The organism is Microcystis sp. M53602_WE12, from assembly GCF_030065455.1.
GTDB classification, from domain to species: domain Bacteria; phylum Cyanobacteriota; class Cyanobacteriia; order Cyanobacteriales; family Microcystaceae; genus Microcystis; species Microcystis aeruginosa.
Genome location: NZ_JASJFB010000501.1, coordinates 1 through 16656, shown reverse-complemented (window position 1 = coordinate 16656; position 16656 = coordinate 1). Strand labels below are relative to the sequence as shown.

Below are 16656 nucleotides of genomic sequence, written 5' to 3'. Positions count from 1 at the left end.
CTGGTCTAAACCCCATCCAGCTAGGGTAGAATTAGAGGGAAAAGATGGTTTACTGGGGGAAAATAGCCGTCTAGCGGGATACGAATTAGTCTGGTTAAAAGATCGCTTAGAAGCTTATTTAGTTCATGTGCAAGGTTCGGCGAAATTACGTTTACCTAATGGTCAAATTATGAGCATTGGTTTTGATGGCAATACCGAGCATCCCTACACCAGTCTGGGAAAAGAAATGATTGCCGATGGTATTTTTCCTGCTGAGGGTTTAACCTTACCAATGGTTTTAGATTTTCTCAGAAATAATCCTGAGCAATTAAAGAATTATATTCCCCGCAATAATCGGTTTATTTTCTTTCGAGAAACCCACGGCGCAGCTGCCACTGGTAGTATTGGAGTTCCAGTTTTACCAGAAAGATCGATCGCTACAGATAAAAGTATTTTTCCCCCCGGTGCTTTAGCAGTAATTGAGACAGAAATTCCCCAGGGAAATCTTAATAAAAAATTAGTTAGTCGCTATGTTCTCGATCAAGATACTGGCAGCGCGATTAAAGGTACTGGGAGGGTAGATATTTTTATGGGAACAGGAAAAAATGCTGGCAAGCGAGCCGGTTTAATTAATACTCCGGGTCAATTATATTATTTATTATTGAGGGAATAGGAAATAGTATAGGTAGAATTAAGATACAATTCCCAGAATCAGTTATCGGTTATCATACTTTAAGGGAGAATTTTAAAAATAGAATGATGGAAAAAAACACAAATATAGATTGGTCGGATTGTGGTCCAATTACCTTAGTAGTCGTGCAGCCGACTTCTTTTTGTAATCTCAATTGTGATTATTGTTATTTACCCGATCGCCACTTAAAAAATACCTTATCCTTAGATTTAATCGAGCCGATTTTTCAGAGGGTTTTTAGTAGTCGTTTTCTCCAAGATGATTTTACCATTTGCTGGCACGCCGGCGAACCCTTAGCAGTTCCCATCAGTTTTTATGAAAGTGCTTTCGCCAAAATTGCGGAAGTTAGCGAGAAATATAATCAGCAGGGTTACTGTTTTCGTCATTCAGTACAAACTAACGCCACTTATATTAACGATGCTTGGTGTCAATTATTTAAAAAGCATGATGTTTATGTGGGAGTCAGTCTTGATGGACCGGCCTTTATTCACGATATCCACCGGCAAAACCGCAAGGGAACTGGCAGTCATGCTGCTACAATGCGGGGGATTTCTTTCTTGCAAAAACATGAAATTGATGTCAGTATCATCGCTGTTTTAACAGAAGATTCTCTCGACTATCCCGACGAAATTTTTAACTTTTTTTGGGATCATGGTCTTACTGATGTGGCTTTTAATATGGAAGAAACCGAGGGGATTCATTCGCAATCTTCCTTAGATAAATTAGGTATTGAACAACGTTATCGCCAGTTTATTGCCAGATTTTGGGAGTTAGTCACGGCCAAACAAGGAGAATTTAAGCTGCGAGAATTTGAATCGATCTGTAGTTTGATTTATGCCGATGAACGCTTAGAAAATACCGATATGAACCGACCTTTTATGATTGTCAATTTTGATAATCAAGGTAATTTTTCCACTTTTGATCCGGAATTACTATCGATTAAAACCCAACCCTACGGCGATTTTATCTTTGGTAATGTTTTGACCGATTCTCTGGAATCTATCTGTGAAACCGAGAAATTTCAACAAATTTACGCTGATATGCGCGGTGGAGTCGATTTATGTCGCCAAAAATGCGATTATTTTGGGGTTTGTGGGGGTGGTGCCGGTAGTAACAAATATTGGGAAAATGGCACTTTCAACTCCACAGATACTAAAGCCTGTTTATACCGGATTAAGTGTATCACCGATATAGTTCTTGATCGCCTAGAAAATTTATTAGAAGTTTAAATATTTTTTTAGCTATCAGTTATCGGTAATAAGTAGCTGGTTATAATTAAATTAAAAATGGATTTTAGGTTCGATCCCCCCTGCCCCCCTTGATAAGGGGGGTGCCGATCCCCCCTTAGTCCCCCCTTTAATCCCCCCTTAATAAGGGGGGCATCTGACAACTTTTAACGCCTACCTACTTAAGTGAACTTAATAACTGTTTACTAATAACCTAGGAAAAAAACCTGCTCTAATGCTATTTTTCAAAAGTAACGACAGAGATGGTCATGCCTGCTACGAATAAAGAAAAATGGTATTATTCTTCTTCTAAACTTAATCCTAACGCCTGTAAGCGTTCCGCTAGTCGATCCGCACGTTTCTTTTCTTTATCGGCACGTTTCTTTTCTTGACGCATTTGAGACTCTAACTCAACAGTTGTTAAAAATTTCTCTCCATCAGGACGATACAATTCTAAACTAGATTTATTCCAGATAAAACGCATACCTAAACGGGGACTTATCCAGTCATTGATGGGGATAATTTCTCTTAAATTTTCTCTCTGTCTTTGCCAACCTTGTAAACGACAGCGCATCGGGTTATATAAATAGTATTCTTCTACACCATATGTGTCATAAAACTCTAATTTTCGACTCATCTCTGCTTTTGTATTCTTCGGTGATAGAATTTCAAAAACCACTTGAGGAGCGATATTTTCTTCCTGCCATTGACGATAGGAACCCCTCCGTCCTTTGGGACGACCAAAAGCTACCATCACATCGGGAGCAACCGGTGAAACCAAAGTAGAACGCAGAGGATACCAGAGTAAATCTCCGGCAATAAACACCTTAGGGTCATCGGCAAAGATAATCTCTAAATTCTCCTTAATTTTGACAATCCACTCATATTGTTCGGTATTATCTGCCATCGGTTGACCATCGCTATCGGGGAAAAGAAGATCGTCGTCAATATCAAGATAACTAACCATTGTCTTTTATTTTTAATAGATGGTTGTTTTCTGATTATAGCAAGATAATTATGAATTATGAATTATCAATTATTAATTATGAATTATGAATTATGAATTATGAATTGGGGAGATGGGGTAATGGGGGAGATGGGGTAATGGGGGAGTGGGGGAGTGGGGAGGAGGGGAGGAGGGAGAAAAAAGCTGATGGCTGACAAAAGGTCTTAAGCGGCGGTTATATCTATTAAAGTCTATATTTATCAAAAAATTAATTGACTAGAATCTATAAAAACGTTAGGATTGATGGTGACAAATAGTTGTTATTGAGAAGGGGATAAGAACTTGATACAGGCAACCCTGCACCAGTTAAGGGTTTTTGAGGCTACCGCTCGACACAGTAGCTTTACCAAGGCGGCCGAGGAGTTATTTATCACTCAACCTACCGTCTCAACCCAAGTCAAACAACTCACAAAAGCTGTGGGTTTACCGCTATTCGAGCAAATTGGCAAACGTTTATTTTTAACCGAAGCGGGTCAGGAATTACTGTTCACCTGTCAAGAGATTTTTAATAAATTGGACAACTTTCAAATGAAAGTGGCCGATATTAAGGGAACTAGACAGGGAAAGCTGACTTTAGGCGTAATTACTACCGCTAAATACTTTGTACCGCGATTACTGGGGGCATTCTGTCAACAGTATCCCGGTATTGACATCGCCCTGCAAGTGACTAATCATCAGAAACTGCAAGAGCGAATGTTAAACAACGAGGATGACCTCTATATTCTCAGTCAACCGCCGGAAGAAGTGGAACTTTGTTCTCAGTCTTTCCTCGAGAATCCCCTAGTGGTGGTGGCGCGACGGGATCATCCATTGGTGGGTAAGAAAAATCTCCCCCTTGAATCCCTCAACCAGCAACCTTTTATTATGCGCGAATCGGGATCTGGAACCCGTCAAGCGGTACAAAAATTATTTAATCTCCACGATATTAAAGTTAAGGTGCGCTTGGAATTAGGCAGTAACGAAGCCATTAAACAGGCTATTTCTGGTGGTTTGGGGCTATCGGTACTATCTAAGCACACTCTCATCTCGGAAGGGGAAAACGGCGAATTAGCCATCCTCGACGTGGAACAGTTTCCAATTCAGCGCAATTGGTACGTTTGTTATCTGGCCGGAAAACAACTTTCCGTGATTGCCGATGCTTTTTTAAAATACCTGCTGGAAGCTAGTCAAACTATCCCGATTAATGCCTCGTTAAAAAATGGTGACAGCTTATTAGTGAGCCATTAAACCTTAAACTTTAATTCAGGATCATTTTTCTTCTTGAGGTGTTTATATGTTCGAGTCCTTCAGCCAGACTATCTGGTTGGTACCTCTTTACGCCTTTGCGGGCGCACTTCTCGCTCTACCCTGGTCTCCCGGTATTATCCGGCAAACCGGCCCGCGACCGGCCGGTTATCTGAACTTGATCATGACCTGCTGGGCTTTTTTGCATAGCCTTTTTGCTTTAATCGCCGTTTGGGGTCGTCCGCCCCAATCTATAGCATTTAATTGGCTAAATGCCGCAGATTTAAGCATATCTTTAGATGTGCAGATTTCGGTCGTTAATATCGGGGCTTTACTGCTAATTACTGGCTTAAACCTCGCCGCCCAGGTATATGCGATCGCCTATCTAGAAATGGATTGGGGTTGGGCAAGGTTTTATTCTCTCGTCGCCCTCTTTGAAGGGGGTATGTGCGCCCTCGTTATCTGTAATTCGCTATTTTTCAGCTATTGTGTGCTAGAAGTTCTCACCCTCGGCACTTATCTGCTAATTGGTTTCTGGTTCAATCAATCTCTGGTGGTAACGGGGGCGCGGGATGCTTTTCTAACCAAACGGATTGGCGATTTAATCCTCTTGATGGGAGTGGTGGCCCTTTTACCCCTGGCGGGAACCTGGAACTTTGACCAATTGGCAGAATGGGCGGCTACAGCCGATTTAAACCCCAATGTGGCTAATTTACTCTGTTTAGCCCTGATTGCAGGTCCGATGGGCAAATGCGCTCAATTTCCCCTGCATTTATGGCTAGATGAGGCCATGGAGGGACCGATGCCAGCGACAATTCTGCGGAATACCGTCGTTGTTTCCACTGGCGCTTGGTTATTGGTGAAATTAGAGCCGGTGCTACAATTATCGCCCTTAACCTTGCAAGTAATGATCATTGTTGGCTCTGTTACTGCCATCGGTGCGGGGTTAATTGCGATCGCCCAGATCGATGTCAAGCGCTCCCTCTCCTATTCCGTCAGCGCCTACATGGGGCTGATTTTTATCGCTGTGGCCACCGGACAAACGGAAACCGCTTTAGTGTTACTCTTTACTTATGCGATCGCTATGTCCCTGTTAGTCATGGTGGTGGGTAACATCATTTGGAATAATATCAGCCAAGATTTAAGCCAATACGGCGGTTTATGGTCCCGTCGTCCCGTTTCCGGTATTTGTTATCTCGTCGGTGCCGCTAGTTTAGTCGCACTGCCTCCCTTTGGTGGTTTTTGGTCATTGGCCCGCATGGGCGATCGCCTCGCAGAAATCAGTGGTTTACTGTTATTAGTGCTATTGTTGGTCAATGCTTTAACTGCCTTTAGTGTCACTAGAGAATTTTGCGTTTTCTTTGGCGGTAAAATCAAACCAATGACCCTGCGCTCTCCGGAAGCTCTTTGGCCCTTAGTTATCCCCATGACTGTGACCATGGGTTTCGCCCTTCATCTGCCGATTTTATTGGCGCAATGGCATTTATTACCAAGTGACTTAAATCTGGGAGTGGCTTTTCTCTTGGTACTTTCCAGTGCTGCTGGCGTAATTCCGGCAGCCTATATTTACCTGAATGAAAATATCTCCAAACCGATCGTTTTTCAACCGAAAGCCCTTCAAGATTTCTTTGCCAACGACCTTTATACAGCCCAATTGTATAAAGTTACCATCGTTTTTGTCGTCGGATTAATCTCGCAAATTATTAACTGGATCGATACCTTTCTGGTGGATGGCATCGTTAACCTGGTGGGATTAGCCACGGTTTTTGGTGGTCAGAGTTTGAAATATAACGTCTCGGGCCAAACCCAATTTTACTTTCTGTCGATTATTTTGGGGGTCGCTTTGATCGGTATTATCATCTGCTGGCCCCTACTAGCACAAATTTCTCTAGTTTTCAGTTAAAGATTTGATAACTTAGGCTTTTCTTTAGCATCCCCGGCCCTGACAATAGGATTTGTCCTGATTAATGGAAACAATTACCTATGTTCAATACCTCTCGTCGCCAATTAATCCGTTATGGGGGTGGTTTTTTGGGAACCAGTCTAGCCGCCTCTGTTGTGGGTTCTCAGTTGTCCAAAAGTAACGCCCAAACCGCCGTTAATTCCCAGCCATGGCTAACGGCTCAAAATCAAGGATTGAACCCAGACCAGGCCTTAACTATGCTCATGGAAGGCAATCAACGTTTCTGGGAACGAAGAAAAAAAAGTCCTAACCGCGATCAAGCTCGACTCACAGAAGTGGCCGAAAGTCAAGCCCCTTTTGCGGCAATTTTGGGCTGTGCCGATTCTCGCGTGCCGGCAGAAATTGTTTTTGATCAAGGATTAGGAGATCTATTTGTTTGTCGGGTAGCGGGAAATTTAGCCACTTCCGAAGAAATTGGTAGCCTCGAATTCGGCACGTTGGTGTTAGGAGCCAAGGTAATTGTTGTCCTTGGCCATTCTCGTTGTGGAGCGGTAAAAGCCACCATTGAAGGGGGTCGTTTCCCTGGACAAATCGGTCGTTTAATCGATGGCCTACAGGTGGGAGTTGATCGGGCCGAAAGACAACCCGGTTCCAACAAACTTGAGCGAGCGATTAAATCCAATGTTATCTATCAAGTAGAGAAATTGGGCAAATCCCCGGTCATGGGTGATTTAGTAGATAAAAAACAATTAAAAATTGTTGGAGCCTACTACGATCTCGATACCGGCAAAGTGAGTTTAATTTAGTCAATTCTAGATTAGCCATCGTGTCGTTTGGCTAATCCTTTTCTCATCCCAGTCATTATAAATTCGATCGATACCAATATGCTCAGTACCCTGCTTTGGTTGCCAATAATTGGAGCAATTATCGTCGGTCTTTTCCCCGATAAATTTGCCCCAGCAAAATTACGTCAAATTACCCTCTTTTTTGTTGCCGCCGTCCTCTTTTGGTCTTTATATCTGCTGACCCAATATAACTTAACCAGTAATGGCTTTCAATTTTCTGAATACCGCGAATGGGCAAAACCAATCGGTTTAAGTTATAACCTCGGAGTCGATGGTTTGTCCTTACTGTTAATTATTTTAAACTGTTTCTTGACAGGAATAGCTATCTATAGTACCGAAGAAAAAGTAGAGCGTCCCCGACTTTATTACATCCTAATCCTCCTGATTAACGCCGGGGTTTCTGGGGCATTAATGGCCAAAAACCTGCTGCTGTTCATCGTTTTCTATGAACTAGAATTAATCCCCTTTTATCTGATGATTGCTATCTGGGGAGGCGAAAAACGTGGCTATGCTTCGATTAAATTCCTTCTCTACACTGCTGTCTCTGGGTTATTAGTCCTAGCGGCATTTTTAGGCATAGGTTTCCTCAACGGTGGTACTTTTGACTATTCCTCCCTCTCGACCGCCGATTTCTCCCAAAAAACCCAGTTACTACTCTTAACTCTGCTGTTAGTGGGATTTGGCATCAAAATTCCCCTCGTACCTCTCCATACTTGGCTACCGGATGCCTACACGGAAGCTTCCCCCGCTACAGCAATTTTATTAGGTGGTATCCTCGCTAAACTCGGTACTTATGGCTTAGTTCGCTTTGGTCTGCAATTATTCCCAGAAACTTGGTCTTTAATCGCCCCCGGACTGGCAATTGTCGGCGTTATTAGCGTTATTTACGGTGCTTTGAGCGCTATTGCCCAAAAAGACATTAAACGCATGGTGGCCTACAGTTCGATCGGTCACATGGGCTATATACTGGTAGCAGCCGCCGCCGGCACGGGTTTAAGCGTCCTTGGTGCCGTCGCGCAAATGATTAGCCACGGTCTTATTCTCGCCCTCTTATTCTATCTGGTGGGCATCGTCGAACGCAAAGCCGGAACTAGAGATTTAGACGTTTTAAACGGTTTAATGAACCCAATTCGCGGTTTACCCTTGGTTAGCGCCCTATTAATTCTCGCCGGTATGGCCAGCGCCGGGATTCCCGGATTAGTGGGATTTGTGGCGGAATTTATCGTTTTTCAGGGTAGTTTCTCCCGTTTTCCCGTGCAGACGGTTCTCTGTATCATCGCTTCCGGTTTAACGGCGGTTTACTTTGTTATCCTGCTTAATCGCACCTGTTTTGGTAAATTGGATAATAAACTTGCCTACTATCCCAAAGTCTTGAAATCGGAAACTATACCCGCTTTTGTCCTAATGGTATTAATCGTCTTTTTAGGTATTCAACCCAATTATTTAGTCCGTTGGATTGAACCCACCACTAACTCGATGGTTGCCAGCTTATCGGGGGAAGCAAAACCTAGTTTTGTCCTCAAAAAATCTTCGCAAAAGTCCTCAAAAACCAACTGGTTGAATCGGGGTAAATTTTTGAGTAATAGTTAGGGTTGGCTTAATAAATCTAAAAACCTTGTTGGATAAGACTTTTAGACTTTTTTGACCTCAAAAAGTGCCAGCCGAGAGTGATCGGGGCGAAAATTCCGGGACTTTTTTCCTGAAAATTAGGTAATTGACCGTCTGAAAATGGGTAAAACCCTACACCCCACACCCCACACCCCACACCCTGCCCCCACGAAAAACTTTTTCAGCAGACCCTAGTTAGTTATCCCTTGCTGTTTCCGAATTATTGTAACCGCTGCTAATTACTTTACCTAAAACTATGACTGGGACATTAATCAAAGCCAAAATTCCCCCTTCTACTCACGAATTCGCCGACATTATCCATCGTTTAGAAGCGGGTGGTTCCATGTTGCCGGATACTCCCGAAAACCTGATGCAAATTATCGGCATTTATAAAGCTTATGCCGTGCCGATGGATTTTTATTGGCGAGATCTGCTCTATATTGCCGAACGAGTTTTCCTCGATCCTTTGCCCTTTTTTAAATATTTTCTACCCCAAGAATACCTAGACCTACAAAATCATTACGCTGGCGATAATGCCGATTTACGCATCTGGCGCGGTACGGGTTCCGCTCACCCTGAATTGTTAGAATTCATGGATAAAGGTAAAACCCGAAAAATGCCCAGATTAATCCATCACCTCTGGCATGACCGCGTTAATATGGAATTTGCCGAAGCTTGTATGCAAGCCATGTTATGGCATGGCCGCGATATGGGTTGGGGTTTATTTGATGCCTATCTTGATTCAGAAGAATATCGCCAAAATGCCGACCGCGCTATTAAGGCCTATTTCAAGAAAAACCCCGTGATGATGAAACTTTATGACCTGTTCCCCGATATGTTTTTGGAACAGGTGCGGATGATGTCCTACTACTCTAATTTAGGACTATTCTGGGAAGTGATGGCCCCGGTATTTTTCGAGATGTCTGATATCTACGATGAAGGCGGGTTTAAAGGTGTTCCCGATGCTATGAATTTCCTCGTTAATGGTATTTTTGCCATCGCTGGCCGGCCGATTTATCATCACGTTTATATTGATGGTCAATGCTACGAAATTATCCCCAAATCAAAGGCTTTTACTTGGCTTTATGAAGCGGCTTTACCCTATGTGGAAGCGGTCTTTTATCGTACTGCTCCCTTCCGGGGTACAAAGTCTTATAATGCCCAAGCAAAACAGGTTCCTGACGAACAAAAAGACTTTCACTATGGCATTCTTTATGCGGATGTTTTCCCCGTGGGTACTGCGGGAATTCCTCCCACGTTGTTAATGGATGATATGTATCATTTTTTACCCCAATATCTAATTGATTACTATCAGCAAAACTGCCGGGGGGAAGATGATATTTTGATTCAATTGGGTATTAGTTTCCAGCGCTCGATGTATAATGTTACTTCAGCAGTTATTCAAGCTCTACGCACTGCTTTACTTTATCCCCTCGACGATCCTAATCCCAAACATTTACTTAAAAATCGTCAATTCTTTGAGGCACAAATGGACAGATTTAAACGCCCCGAAGCGCGTCTTAGAGATATCCAAAGTCCTAATTATCGTTGAGGTTTTTTGATTATTTTTCTGGTGGGTTTATCGCCCACCTTTTTTGATATAATGAGATGACCGACACCCAACCTCAAAAAAGATGACCACTTTTCCCATCATCGACAATAACGAGTTTTGTGCGGATGAGGTAAAATTTCCCCCCAGGGATATCTGGAGTGAGGAACCCTCCTTGGAAAGCTACGCTCATTTACAACAAATTCTGATTTTACTTCAGTGTTTAGAATGGTTATGGCAAGAGCGTAATGATTATTTTGCCGCCGCTAATTTGACCATTTATTATAGTCCTAATCAGAAAAAATCTGAGTATTTTCGCGGACCAGATTTTTTTGTCGTTTTGGGAACAGAAAGACGCTTAGATCGAAAAAGTTGGGTAGTTTGGGGAGAAGGGGGCAAATATCCCGATGTTATCGTGGAAATTCTGTCTCCTAGTACCGCCAAAATAGATCGCGGCGAGAAAAAACAAATTTATCAAGATATTTTTCGCACTCCCGATTATTTTTGGTTCGATCCTGAAACCTTAGAATTACAAGGATTTCGGCTAATGGAAGGGCAATATCAAGCAATTGAACCGACGGACAGGGGTTGGCTATGGAGCGATCTATTAGGCTTATTTCTGGGTATTTATCAACAACAATTACGCTATTTCAATAGGGAGGGTGAATTAATTCCTACCCCCGCAGAAGTGGCTAAACAGGAACGTCAAGAGAAGGTTTTAGCTTTACAACAAATAGAACAATTAAAATCTCTCTTACGCGAGTTAGGAGCCGATTTAGAAGGTATTTAGAGCCGTTTTTTTTCAGTGAAAATAGGAATATTTTCCGTAAATTTCCCTACCCCTAACACCTCACTCTCCTCTCCCATTTAGATAGTCAACAGCTTAGTATTTTTTGCCTCTTGCCTGACTGGGAGTCACAAGTCTAAGCTAAGAATAGCTTGCCAACCCGTCCCGACCACCGGATAACTGATAGAATGAATGATTCTAACGCTAATTCTCCCGCTCAATCCTCAGAAGAGACAATAGATGAAACCAATTGGGTAGATCTGGGGGAAGAAGGGAAACCCCTAGATAAACCCACTGCCAAACCTATCCAACCATCTCCTCTCAAGTCTATCGCTACCCTGATCACGGTGGAGACGGCTTTTTTGGCCAGTGCTACCAGTTTAATCTGGTTAATTGACTATTATTTTCCCCTCGGACCTTTATTAAGGGTTTTCTTCCCGATTCCTATCGCTTTAGCCTATTTACGTTGGGGCGCTCGTTGTGCTTGGATGACAGCATTAGTTTCCAGTTTACTTTTGTCGGTGTTAATGGGACCGACTCGCAGTATTGTCTTTTTGATTCCCCACGGCCTGATGGGGTTACAATTGGGGCTATGCTGGCGCCGGGGTGCGCGCTGGGAATTTTCTATCTTGACCGGGGGACTGTTGGGGGCTTTTGGTTTATTCTTTCGTTTTTGGCTGTTTTCAATTCTTTTAGGCGAAAATCTCTGGTTATATGTGATTACCCAAGCGACTAATTTTATCGATTGGATTTTCACCTGGTTAGGGATTCTCGCTAAACCGACGCTGCTGCAAGTGCAATCGGTAGCAGTTGTGGGCATATTTGTCAATAGTTTATTATACTTATTTGCCGTGCATTTAGTGGCGTTATTAGTTCTCGATCGCCTCGGTAATCCGATTTCTCGTCCGCCCAAATGGGTGCAGTCCATACTAGATTATGAGTGATTATTTAGCGCTTTATTCTCTACGAAAATATTGCCGCTAATCAAGGCAGTAATTTAGCCGTGGCCCGATGGTTAGAGGGGAAAGGTTATCGACTATACCGTTATCGTCCCTACCTGCAAGAATTGCTAGAAATCGAGTCAGAAGCCGATTTACAGGGAATTTTGAACGTTATCGCCTTGCCGGAACAGGAATTAAGGGATTAAGGAAACCGTCAATCTGGTCATCTGGTCAAAATTCTAGCGGTACTGGCGGGTTGATTAATTCTTAAAGAAAGCCAAAAGGGGATAAAAAGGGAATTTTAGCCTTAAAAGTCGGCTATATAGCTTTTTAGGTCTATTTTATTGCCTATCATTGCTCCTGACTCCTTTCTTGCCCCGAAAAATTTATCTTGGTCAGGGGATCATCGTCTTGTCAGAGAGTGACCGAGTGAGTTATAGTCGTCTATAAGACTCGATTAAAGCATTTCTTAAAAGAATCGTGGTTTTTGGAAAATCGAAAAGTGCGCTATTTTCCCTTCCACAGAAACCTGTTGCCGAGGGGAGTAACTCAAAAACTCCTTTTTTCCTAGATTCTGATAGACAGAACTGGCGGAAACGGATAAAAAATGCTGTTATCGAGCAAGACTCAGGGATTAATTGAAAATCTCGTCTCCTGGCTGTGCTTACCTAATTGTGGGTCAAGCCGGCAGTTGCCAAACAGACTTAACAACTGAAACCAAGACTCAGTTCCCACGTCTGAGAGGCAGATGAACATCAAGATGAGGCTTTAACGATGCGGACTCATCTTCTTAGAACTTTCTTAACAAGACCAGATTTCCAGAAGTAGCCTCAAAGCATAGACAAATAGCCCATGGTCCGTCGCTTTTGAAACCGAAAGATTGAGGAAATTGAATGCCAAAACAAATAATCATAGCCGAACAACACCATATAGCGGCTGTTTTTTGGGAAGATCAAATTCAGGAATTAGTTGTAGCCACAGGTAATCAGCAGGTGGCCGACATCTATCTAGGATTAGTAGAAAATGTCATCCCCGGGATAGATGCAGCCTTCGTCAATATTGGCGATGCGGAACGCAATGGCTTTATCCATGTCACCGACCTGGGCCCCTTAAGACTGAAAAAAACCGCCGGTGCTATCACGGAATTACTGGCCCCCCAGCAAAAAGTGCTGGTACAGGTAATGAAGGAACCCACCGGCAATAAAGGACCGCGACTAACGGGAAATGTCACTCTCCCTGGTCGTTATCTGGTATTGATGCCCAATGGTCGCGGGGTGAATCTTTCCCGTCGCATCCGCAGTGAAGACGAGCGCTCCCGTTTACGAGCTTTAGCGATTTTGGTCAAACCGGCGGGGATGGGTTTGCTGGTACGCACCGAGGCCGAAGGCAAAGCGGAAGAAGCGATTATCGAGGATTTGGAATTTCTGCAAAAACAGTGGGAGAGCATCCAACAGATGGCCGTCAGCAGCCGCGCCCCGGCCTTGCTTAACCGCGATGATGACTTTATTCAAAGGGTTTTGCGGGATATGTACAGTGCCGATGTCAATCGCATTGTTGTGGATAACCCGGTGGCGGTAAAACGAGTTAAACAGCAATTGACGAACTGGGGCGGCGGCAAAGCTCTCGAAGGGGTTTATATCGACTCCCATCGGGAAACCCAGCCAATTCTCGACTATTTCCGGGTTAACGCCGCCATTCGCGAGGCCCTCAAACCCCGGGTTGATTTACCCTCCGGCGGCTACATTATCATCGAACCGACGGAAGCTTTAACGGTAATTGATGTTAACTCCGGTTCCTTTACCCGTTCGGCCACGGCCCGAGAAACCGTACTCTGGACTAATAGCGAGGCCGCCACAGAAATCGCCCGACAACTGCGCTTGAGAAATATCGGCGGTGTGGTGGTGGTGGACTTCATCGATATGGATTCCCGTCGCGACCAGTTGAAACTGCTGGAATTGTTTAATAAGGCCCTGAAAAGCGATAAGGCCCGGCCTCAGATTGCCCAATTATCGGAATTGGGGTTAGTGGAATTAACTCGTAAGCGTCAGGGGAAAAACATTTATGAATTATTCGGCAAAACCTGTGACCATTGCGGCGGACTAGGTCATTTAGCCCATCTACCAGGAGAAGGCAACGCCATCGCCCTAGAAAACCCCACCGTTAGCCGTGCGGAAAAAGAAACCCTTGTCATTGCTTCAACTAATACAAAAGTTCTGCCCGATAAGAGCGCTCCTAGCGTTGCGGCGGCCGAACCCTATCTAGAAGTTTTCTCCGAATTTGAGGCCGAAGAAAACGCTCAAGAGATGGATATTTCCTTCCATCCCAACTATCAAGAACAGGTTAATAATTCTCGCCGTCGTCGTCGTCGTCGTCCCTCGGAACTGTTACTAAAAGAGGAACGGAGCGAAAAAGCCTCTACTAACGGTGTTAACAACGAAATCGAGCCGGAATCAGAACCCCAACGCTTTGAGGAAAAACGAGAACGCCCCGCCCGTCTCTCGAAACGGGGAGAAGATGCCAGCGCCGCCAAAAATATCCCCGTCAGCGAACGGGAGCGGGTTTCCGTGGAAATGACCCCGGTAGAACAGGAAGTTTATTCTTTAATGGGCATTTCTCCCCTGATTCTGGTGGATAAGGAGTTTAAAGACCCGAAATCGGTGATTGTTTCCGTGAAACTGGCAGGGGAAAGAGAAGCGGAAAACCCAGAAATGCCTGTTACTCCTGAAATATCCTTGACTCCTACCCTAGAAGTCGAGGACACCCCGGTAGAAGCGACGGAAACCGGCGAGGAAGCCGAAAATCGTTCCTTGGTGCGCCGTCGTCGTCGTTCCACCACTAGCGAAGTTAGTCAGGAAATCAACCAAGAAGCTAGTCCACCAGTGACTTTTACGCCCGAACCGATTACGACCGAAACTCCAGTTTTTCTGGGCGAAGTCATTCCTTTAGAGACCCCGGTGAGCGCCGAGGTGACGGAGGAGCCACAAATAGAGGCTGAAACCGCGGTGCTGCGTCGTCGTCGTCGTCGTTCCTCCGCCACTGTCGATGAGTCATGAGCGCAGAACCCTTAATTGCCGGTGTCGATGAGGTGGGGCGCGGGGCTTTATTTGGCCCCGTGGTGGCGGCGGTAGTGGTCACTGTCCCCTCTGGTTTTGCACGGCTGTGGGAGTTGGGGGTGAAGGATAGTAAGCAACTTAGCCCCCAAAAACGGCAAAAGTTGAGCCGGCAAATACAACGGGATTTTGTTTGTCGCATCGGTTATGCTACGGTGAAAGAGATCGATCGCTTGAATATTTTTCATGCTTCCCTACTGGCAATGAGCAGAGCGATCGGGAAATTACCCCTTTCCCCCAATCTTTGCTTGATCGATGGCAAGCACATTATTAAAGATTTGTCAATCCCCCAAAAGGCGGTAATTCAGGGAGATCAACAATCCCCGGTAATTGCGGCAGCTAGTATCGTGGCCAAAGTCTGGCGCGATGACTTAATTACTCGTTGGCACAGACGCTATCCCGATTATGGACTCTCTCGTCACAAGGGTTATGGCACGGCTCAACACCTAGAAGCGATTGGCAACTATGGACTTACTTCTCAGCACCGGCGCTCTTTTAGTCCCTGTCAATGATAAGGCGTTGCTGAATCAAGGTATGAATGCCGACTGTGCAGGTTCCCGTGCAAAAGTTAGTTTGCATCTAGGTTTTAAAAATCCCAGAAAAGAAGATTCATATCTCAAATCAGCAACCCCGTCAAAACTACTCTTCAACAATTTCGACTTTTTTGGTAGCAAGGGGTTCTTGGGTGACAATTTCTACTTCAATAGCCTTTTTCAGGTTAAGTTTTAGAACTGGAGAAATTGGCAAACCTTTCACCTCATTGATGAGATATTCTTGAGTTTCTGTTTCACGACGTTGGAGATATACCGCTTTCAGCACTGCCTCAATGCCATAACCCGTAACCATGTCACCAATAATAGTAGAGATACCTAAGACCCCAAGTCCGCCAATTACCCCCAGCGGACCGCCTAACCCCAAAAGTGCGTAAATCATGGGATAGGTAGTGCTACTGGATGCGGCAACAGCAATAATGAAAATAATGCCGGGGAGTCCAAGAGAGGCAAGTTTTTGAAGGACTTCATCCAGAGAAATTCCCCAAGACACAAGTTTTTTGTTGATTTCTGCGGGATTAATGCCGAGAAAATCCTGGGGAATGACGGGTGCGGTAGTTTCCGTCATTGATGAGACTCCTAAAATCACTAAGTTGGATTGGTTGCTAGGGATTTCAGTCATATAAAGTCCATGGTCAGGCAAAGGCGTACAATAGCGGTCGTCTGGGTATTCAGATGCCTGGCAGCATTCTACATCAGTCTTACTGTTCACACAACTTGTAGAAAATCCTCAGTTCTTAAGGAAATAGACATTTCTGTGCATTTTCGGGTTAACCCCTAGAGCATCTCCCAGAGGGCAGCCAGAATGGACAAGCTGACAGTTTAGATACTGTCTCTTTTGTCAAGTTTAATTTATACTAAAATTGATACGCTTACCAATCTCGGGCAGAGCTATTGTTATCACACAGCAAGATTAATGTTAATATCCTACAGTCATCAGTTCATTTTTTTTCATGTCACAAAAGCTGCGGGGACAAGCGTTAAAGCAGTCTTAGAACCTTATGCACAACAACCTGAAAAATTCAAAATTAATCGCCCTCCCAGAATGTTAGGAGAGCAAATCAATCCCCTATATGAAATGTGGGAATCCTCTCTTTGGCACGCTAAAGCCAGAGATATGCAAAAAGAACTGTCAGAGGAAGTATATAATAATTTTTACACTGGAGACCCGACCTAGCGTGGCTTAGAGTAGAATACGTGAAGTGTTTGGAATACGTTGGGGTGTTTTAAAGCAGT

15 protein-coding genes are annotated in these 16656 nt (G+C 44.2%); 13 read left to right on the top strand and 2 right to left on the bottom strand.

All coding sequences use genetic code 11. From position 1 onward, the window contains the following. Together PX482_RS16590 and grrM are read left to right on the top strand one after the other, a co-directional pair. Window positions 1-652, top strand: a 652-nt coding sequence (locus tag PX482_RS16590) for an MltA domain-containing protein (RefSeq protein WP_288122710.1), incomplete at its 5' end; no start/stop codon positions are given. A gap of 86 nt (window positions 653-738) precedes the next feature. Then, window positions 739-1899: a cyclophane-forming radical SAM/SPASM peptide maturase GrrM/OscB gene (grrM, locus tag PX482_RS16585; protein WP_043999274.1), complete on the top strand. Its 1161-nt coding sequence runs from the start codon at window positions 739-741 to the stop codon at window positions 1897-1899. A 295-nt stretch (window positions 1900-2194) separates the two neighbouring features. On the opposite strand, the gene PX482_RS16580 is transcribed toward grrM, so the two are convergent. Next, window positions 2195-2863, bottom strand: a complete 669-nt coding sequence (locus PX482_RS16580; RefSeq protein WP_288024671.1) for a Uma2 family endonuclease — start codon at window positions 2861-2863, stop codon at window positions 2195-2197. A gap of 321 nt (window positions 2864-3184) precedes the next feature. On the opposite strand from PX482_RS16580, the gene PX482_RS16575 reads away from it, so the two are divergent. The 10 genes from PX482_RS16575 (at window position 3185) to PX482_RS16530 (ending at window position 15381) form a co-directional block, all read left to right on the top strand. Next, window positions 3185-4129, top strand: coding sequence for a LysR family transcriptional regulator (locus tag PX482_RS16575; RefSeq protein ID WP_002761530.1), 945 nt, complete (start codon window positions 3185-3187; stop codon window positions 4127-4129). Between the two features lie 46 nt (window positions 4130-4175). Next, a complete protein-coding gene (locus PX482_RS16570) occupies window positions 4176-6029 on the top strand; it encodes an NAD(P)H-quinone oxidoreductase subunit F (RefSeq protein ID WP_002761529.1) in 1854 nt (617 codons plus the stop codon). A gap of 80 nt (window positions 6030-6109) precedes the next feature. Continuing rightward, window positions 6110-6835, top strand: a complete 726-nt coding sequence (locus PX482_RS16565) for a carbonic anhydrase (RefSeq protein WP_002761528.1) — start codon at window positions 6110-6112, stop codon at window positions 6833-6835. A 78-nt stretch (window positions 6836-6913) separates the two neighbouring features. Next, a complete protein-coding gene (locus tag PX482_RS16560) occupies window positions 6914-8464 on the top strand; it encodes an NADH-quinone oxidoreductase subunit M (RefSeq protein ID WP_288094531.1) in 1551 nt (516 codons plus the stop codon). A 274-nt stretch (window positions 8465-8738) separates the two neighbouring features. Then, complete coding sequence (locus PX482_RS16555) at window positions 8739-10034, top strand: CO2 hydration protein (protein ID WP_002761524.1); 1296 nt, start codon at window positions 8739-8741, stop codon at window positions 10032-10034. Window positions 10035-10116: 82 nt separating this feature from the next. Further along, window positions 10117-10821, top strand: a complete 705-nt coding sequence (locus PX482_RS16550) for a Uma2 family endonuclease (protein ID WP_288024664.1) — start codon at window positions 10117-10119, stop codon at window positions 10819-10821. A gap of 185 nt (window positions 10822-11006) precedes the next feature. Then, complete coding sequence (locus PX482_RS16545; RefSeq protein ID WP_288024662.1) at window positions 11007-11762, top strand: DUF2232 domain-containing protein; 756 nt, start codon at window positions 11007-11009, stop codon at window positions 11760-11762. Between the two features lie 59 nt (window positions 11763-11821). After that, the gene (locus tag PX482_RS16540) at window positions 11822-11965 is read left to right on the top strand and encodes a hypothetical protein (RefSeq protein WP_002783432.1); all 144 of its coding nucleotides are present in this window, start codon (window positions 11822-11824) and stop codon (window positions 11963-11965) included. Between the two features lie 687 nt (window positions 11966-12652). Next, window positions 12653-14812, top strand: a complete 2160-nt coding sequence (gene rne, locus PX482_RS16535) for a ribonuclease E (RefSeq protein ID WP_288096330.1) — start codon at window positions 12653-12655, stop codon at window positions 14810-14812. Then, window positions 14809-15381 (top strand): ribonuclease HII, encoded by a 573-nt coding sequence (locus PX482_RS16530; protein ID WP_002761517.1) that lies wholly within the window; start codon window positions 14809-14811, stop codon window positions 15379-15381. Before rne ends, PX482_RS16530 begins: the two co-directional genes overlap by 4 nt. 127 nt (window positions 15382-15508) lie before the next feature. On the opposite strand, the gene PX482_RS16525 is transcribed toward PX482_RS16530, so the two are convergent. Beyond that, a complete protein-coding gene (locus tag PX482_RS16525; RefSeq protein WP_002761515.1) occupies window positions 15509-15988 on the bottom strand; it encodes a hypothetical protein in 480 nt (159 codons plus the stop codon). Between the two features lie 348 nt (window positions 15989-16336). On the opposite strand from PX482_RS16525, the gene PX482_RS16520 reads away from it, so the two are divergent. After that, a complete protein-coding gene (locus tag PX482_RS16520; protein WP_288122708.1) occupies window positions 16337-16597 on the top strand; it encodes a sulfotransferase family protein in 261 nt (86 codons plus the stop codon). Window positions 16598-16656 lie beyond the last annotated feature (59 nt).

What these genes read in the sequence shown, in the direction of transcription:
- PX482_RS16550 (WP_288024664.1), top strand. Translation starts at nt 10,117, where the DNA reads ATGACCACTTTTCCCATCATCGACAATAACGAGTTTTGTGCGGATGAG.
- PX482_RS16570 (WP_002761529.1), top strand. Translation starts at nt 4,176, where the DNA reads ATGTTCGAGTCCTTCAGCCAGACTATCTGGTTGGTACCTCTTTACGCC.
- PX482_RS16580 (WP_288024671.1), bottom strand. Translation starts at nt 2,863, where the DNA reads ATGGTTAGTTATCTTGATATTGACGACGATCTTCTTTTCCCCGATAGC.
- PX482_RS16560 (WP_288094531.1), top strand. Translation starts at nt 6,914, where the DNA reads ATGCTCAGTACCCTGCTTTGGTTGCCAATAATTGGAGCAATTATCGTC.
- PX482_RS16565 (WP_002761528.1), top strand. Translation starts at nt 6,110, where the DNA reads ATGTTCAATACCTCTCGTCGCCAATTAATCCGTTATGGGGGTGGTTTT.
- PX482_RS16525 (WP_002761515.1), bottom strand. Translation starts at nt 15,988, where the DNA reads ATGACGGAAACTACCGCACCCGTCATTCCCCAGGATTTTCTCGGCATT.
- PX482_RS16545 (WP_288024662.1), top strand. Translation starts at nt 11,007, where the DNA reads ATGAATGATTCTAACGCTAATTCTCCCGCTCAATCCTCAGAAGAGACA.
- grrM (WP_043999274.1), top strand. Translation starts at nt 739, where the DNA reads ATGGAAAAAAACACAAATATAGATTGGTCGGATTGTGGTCCAATTACC.
- PX482_RS16520 (WP_288122708.1), top strand. Translation starts at nt 16,337, where the DNA reads ATGTTAATATCCTACAGTCATCAGTTCATTTTTTTTCATGTCACAAAA.
- PX482_RS16555 (WP_002761524.1), top strand. Translation starts at nt 8,739, where the DNA reads ATGACTGGGACATTAATCAAAGCCAAAATTCCCCCTTCTACTCACGAA.
- rne (WP_288096330.1), top strand. Translation starts at nt 12,653, where the DNA reads ATGCCAAAACAAATAATCATAGCCGAACAACACCATATAGCGGCTGTT.
- PX482_RS16530 (WP_002761517.1), top strand. Translation starts at nt 14,809, where the DNA reads ATGAGCGCAGAACCCTTAATTGCCGGTGTCGATGAGGTGGGGCGCGGG.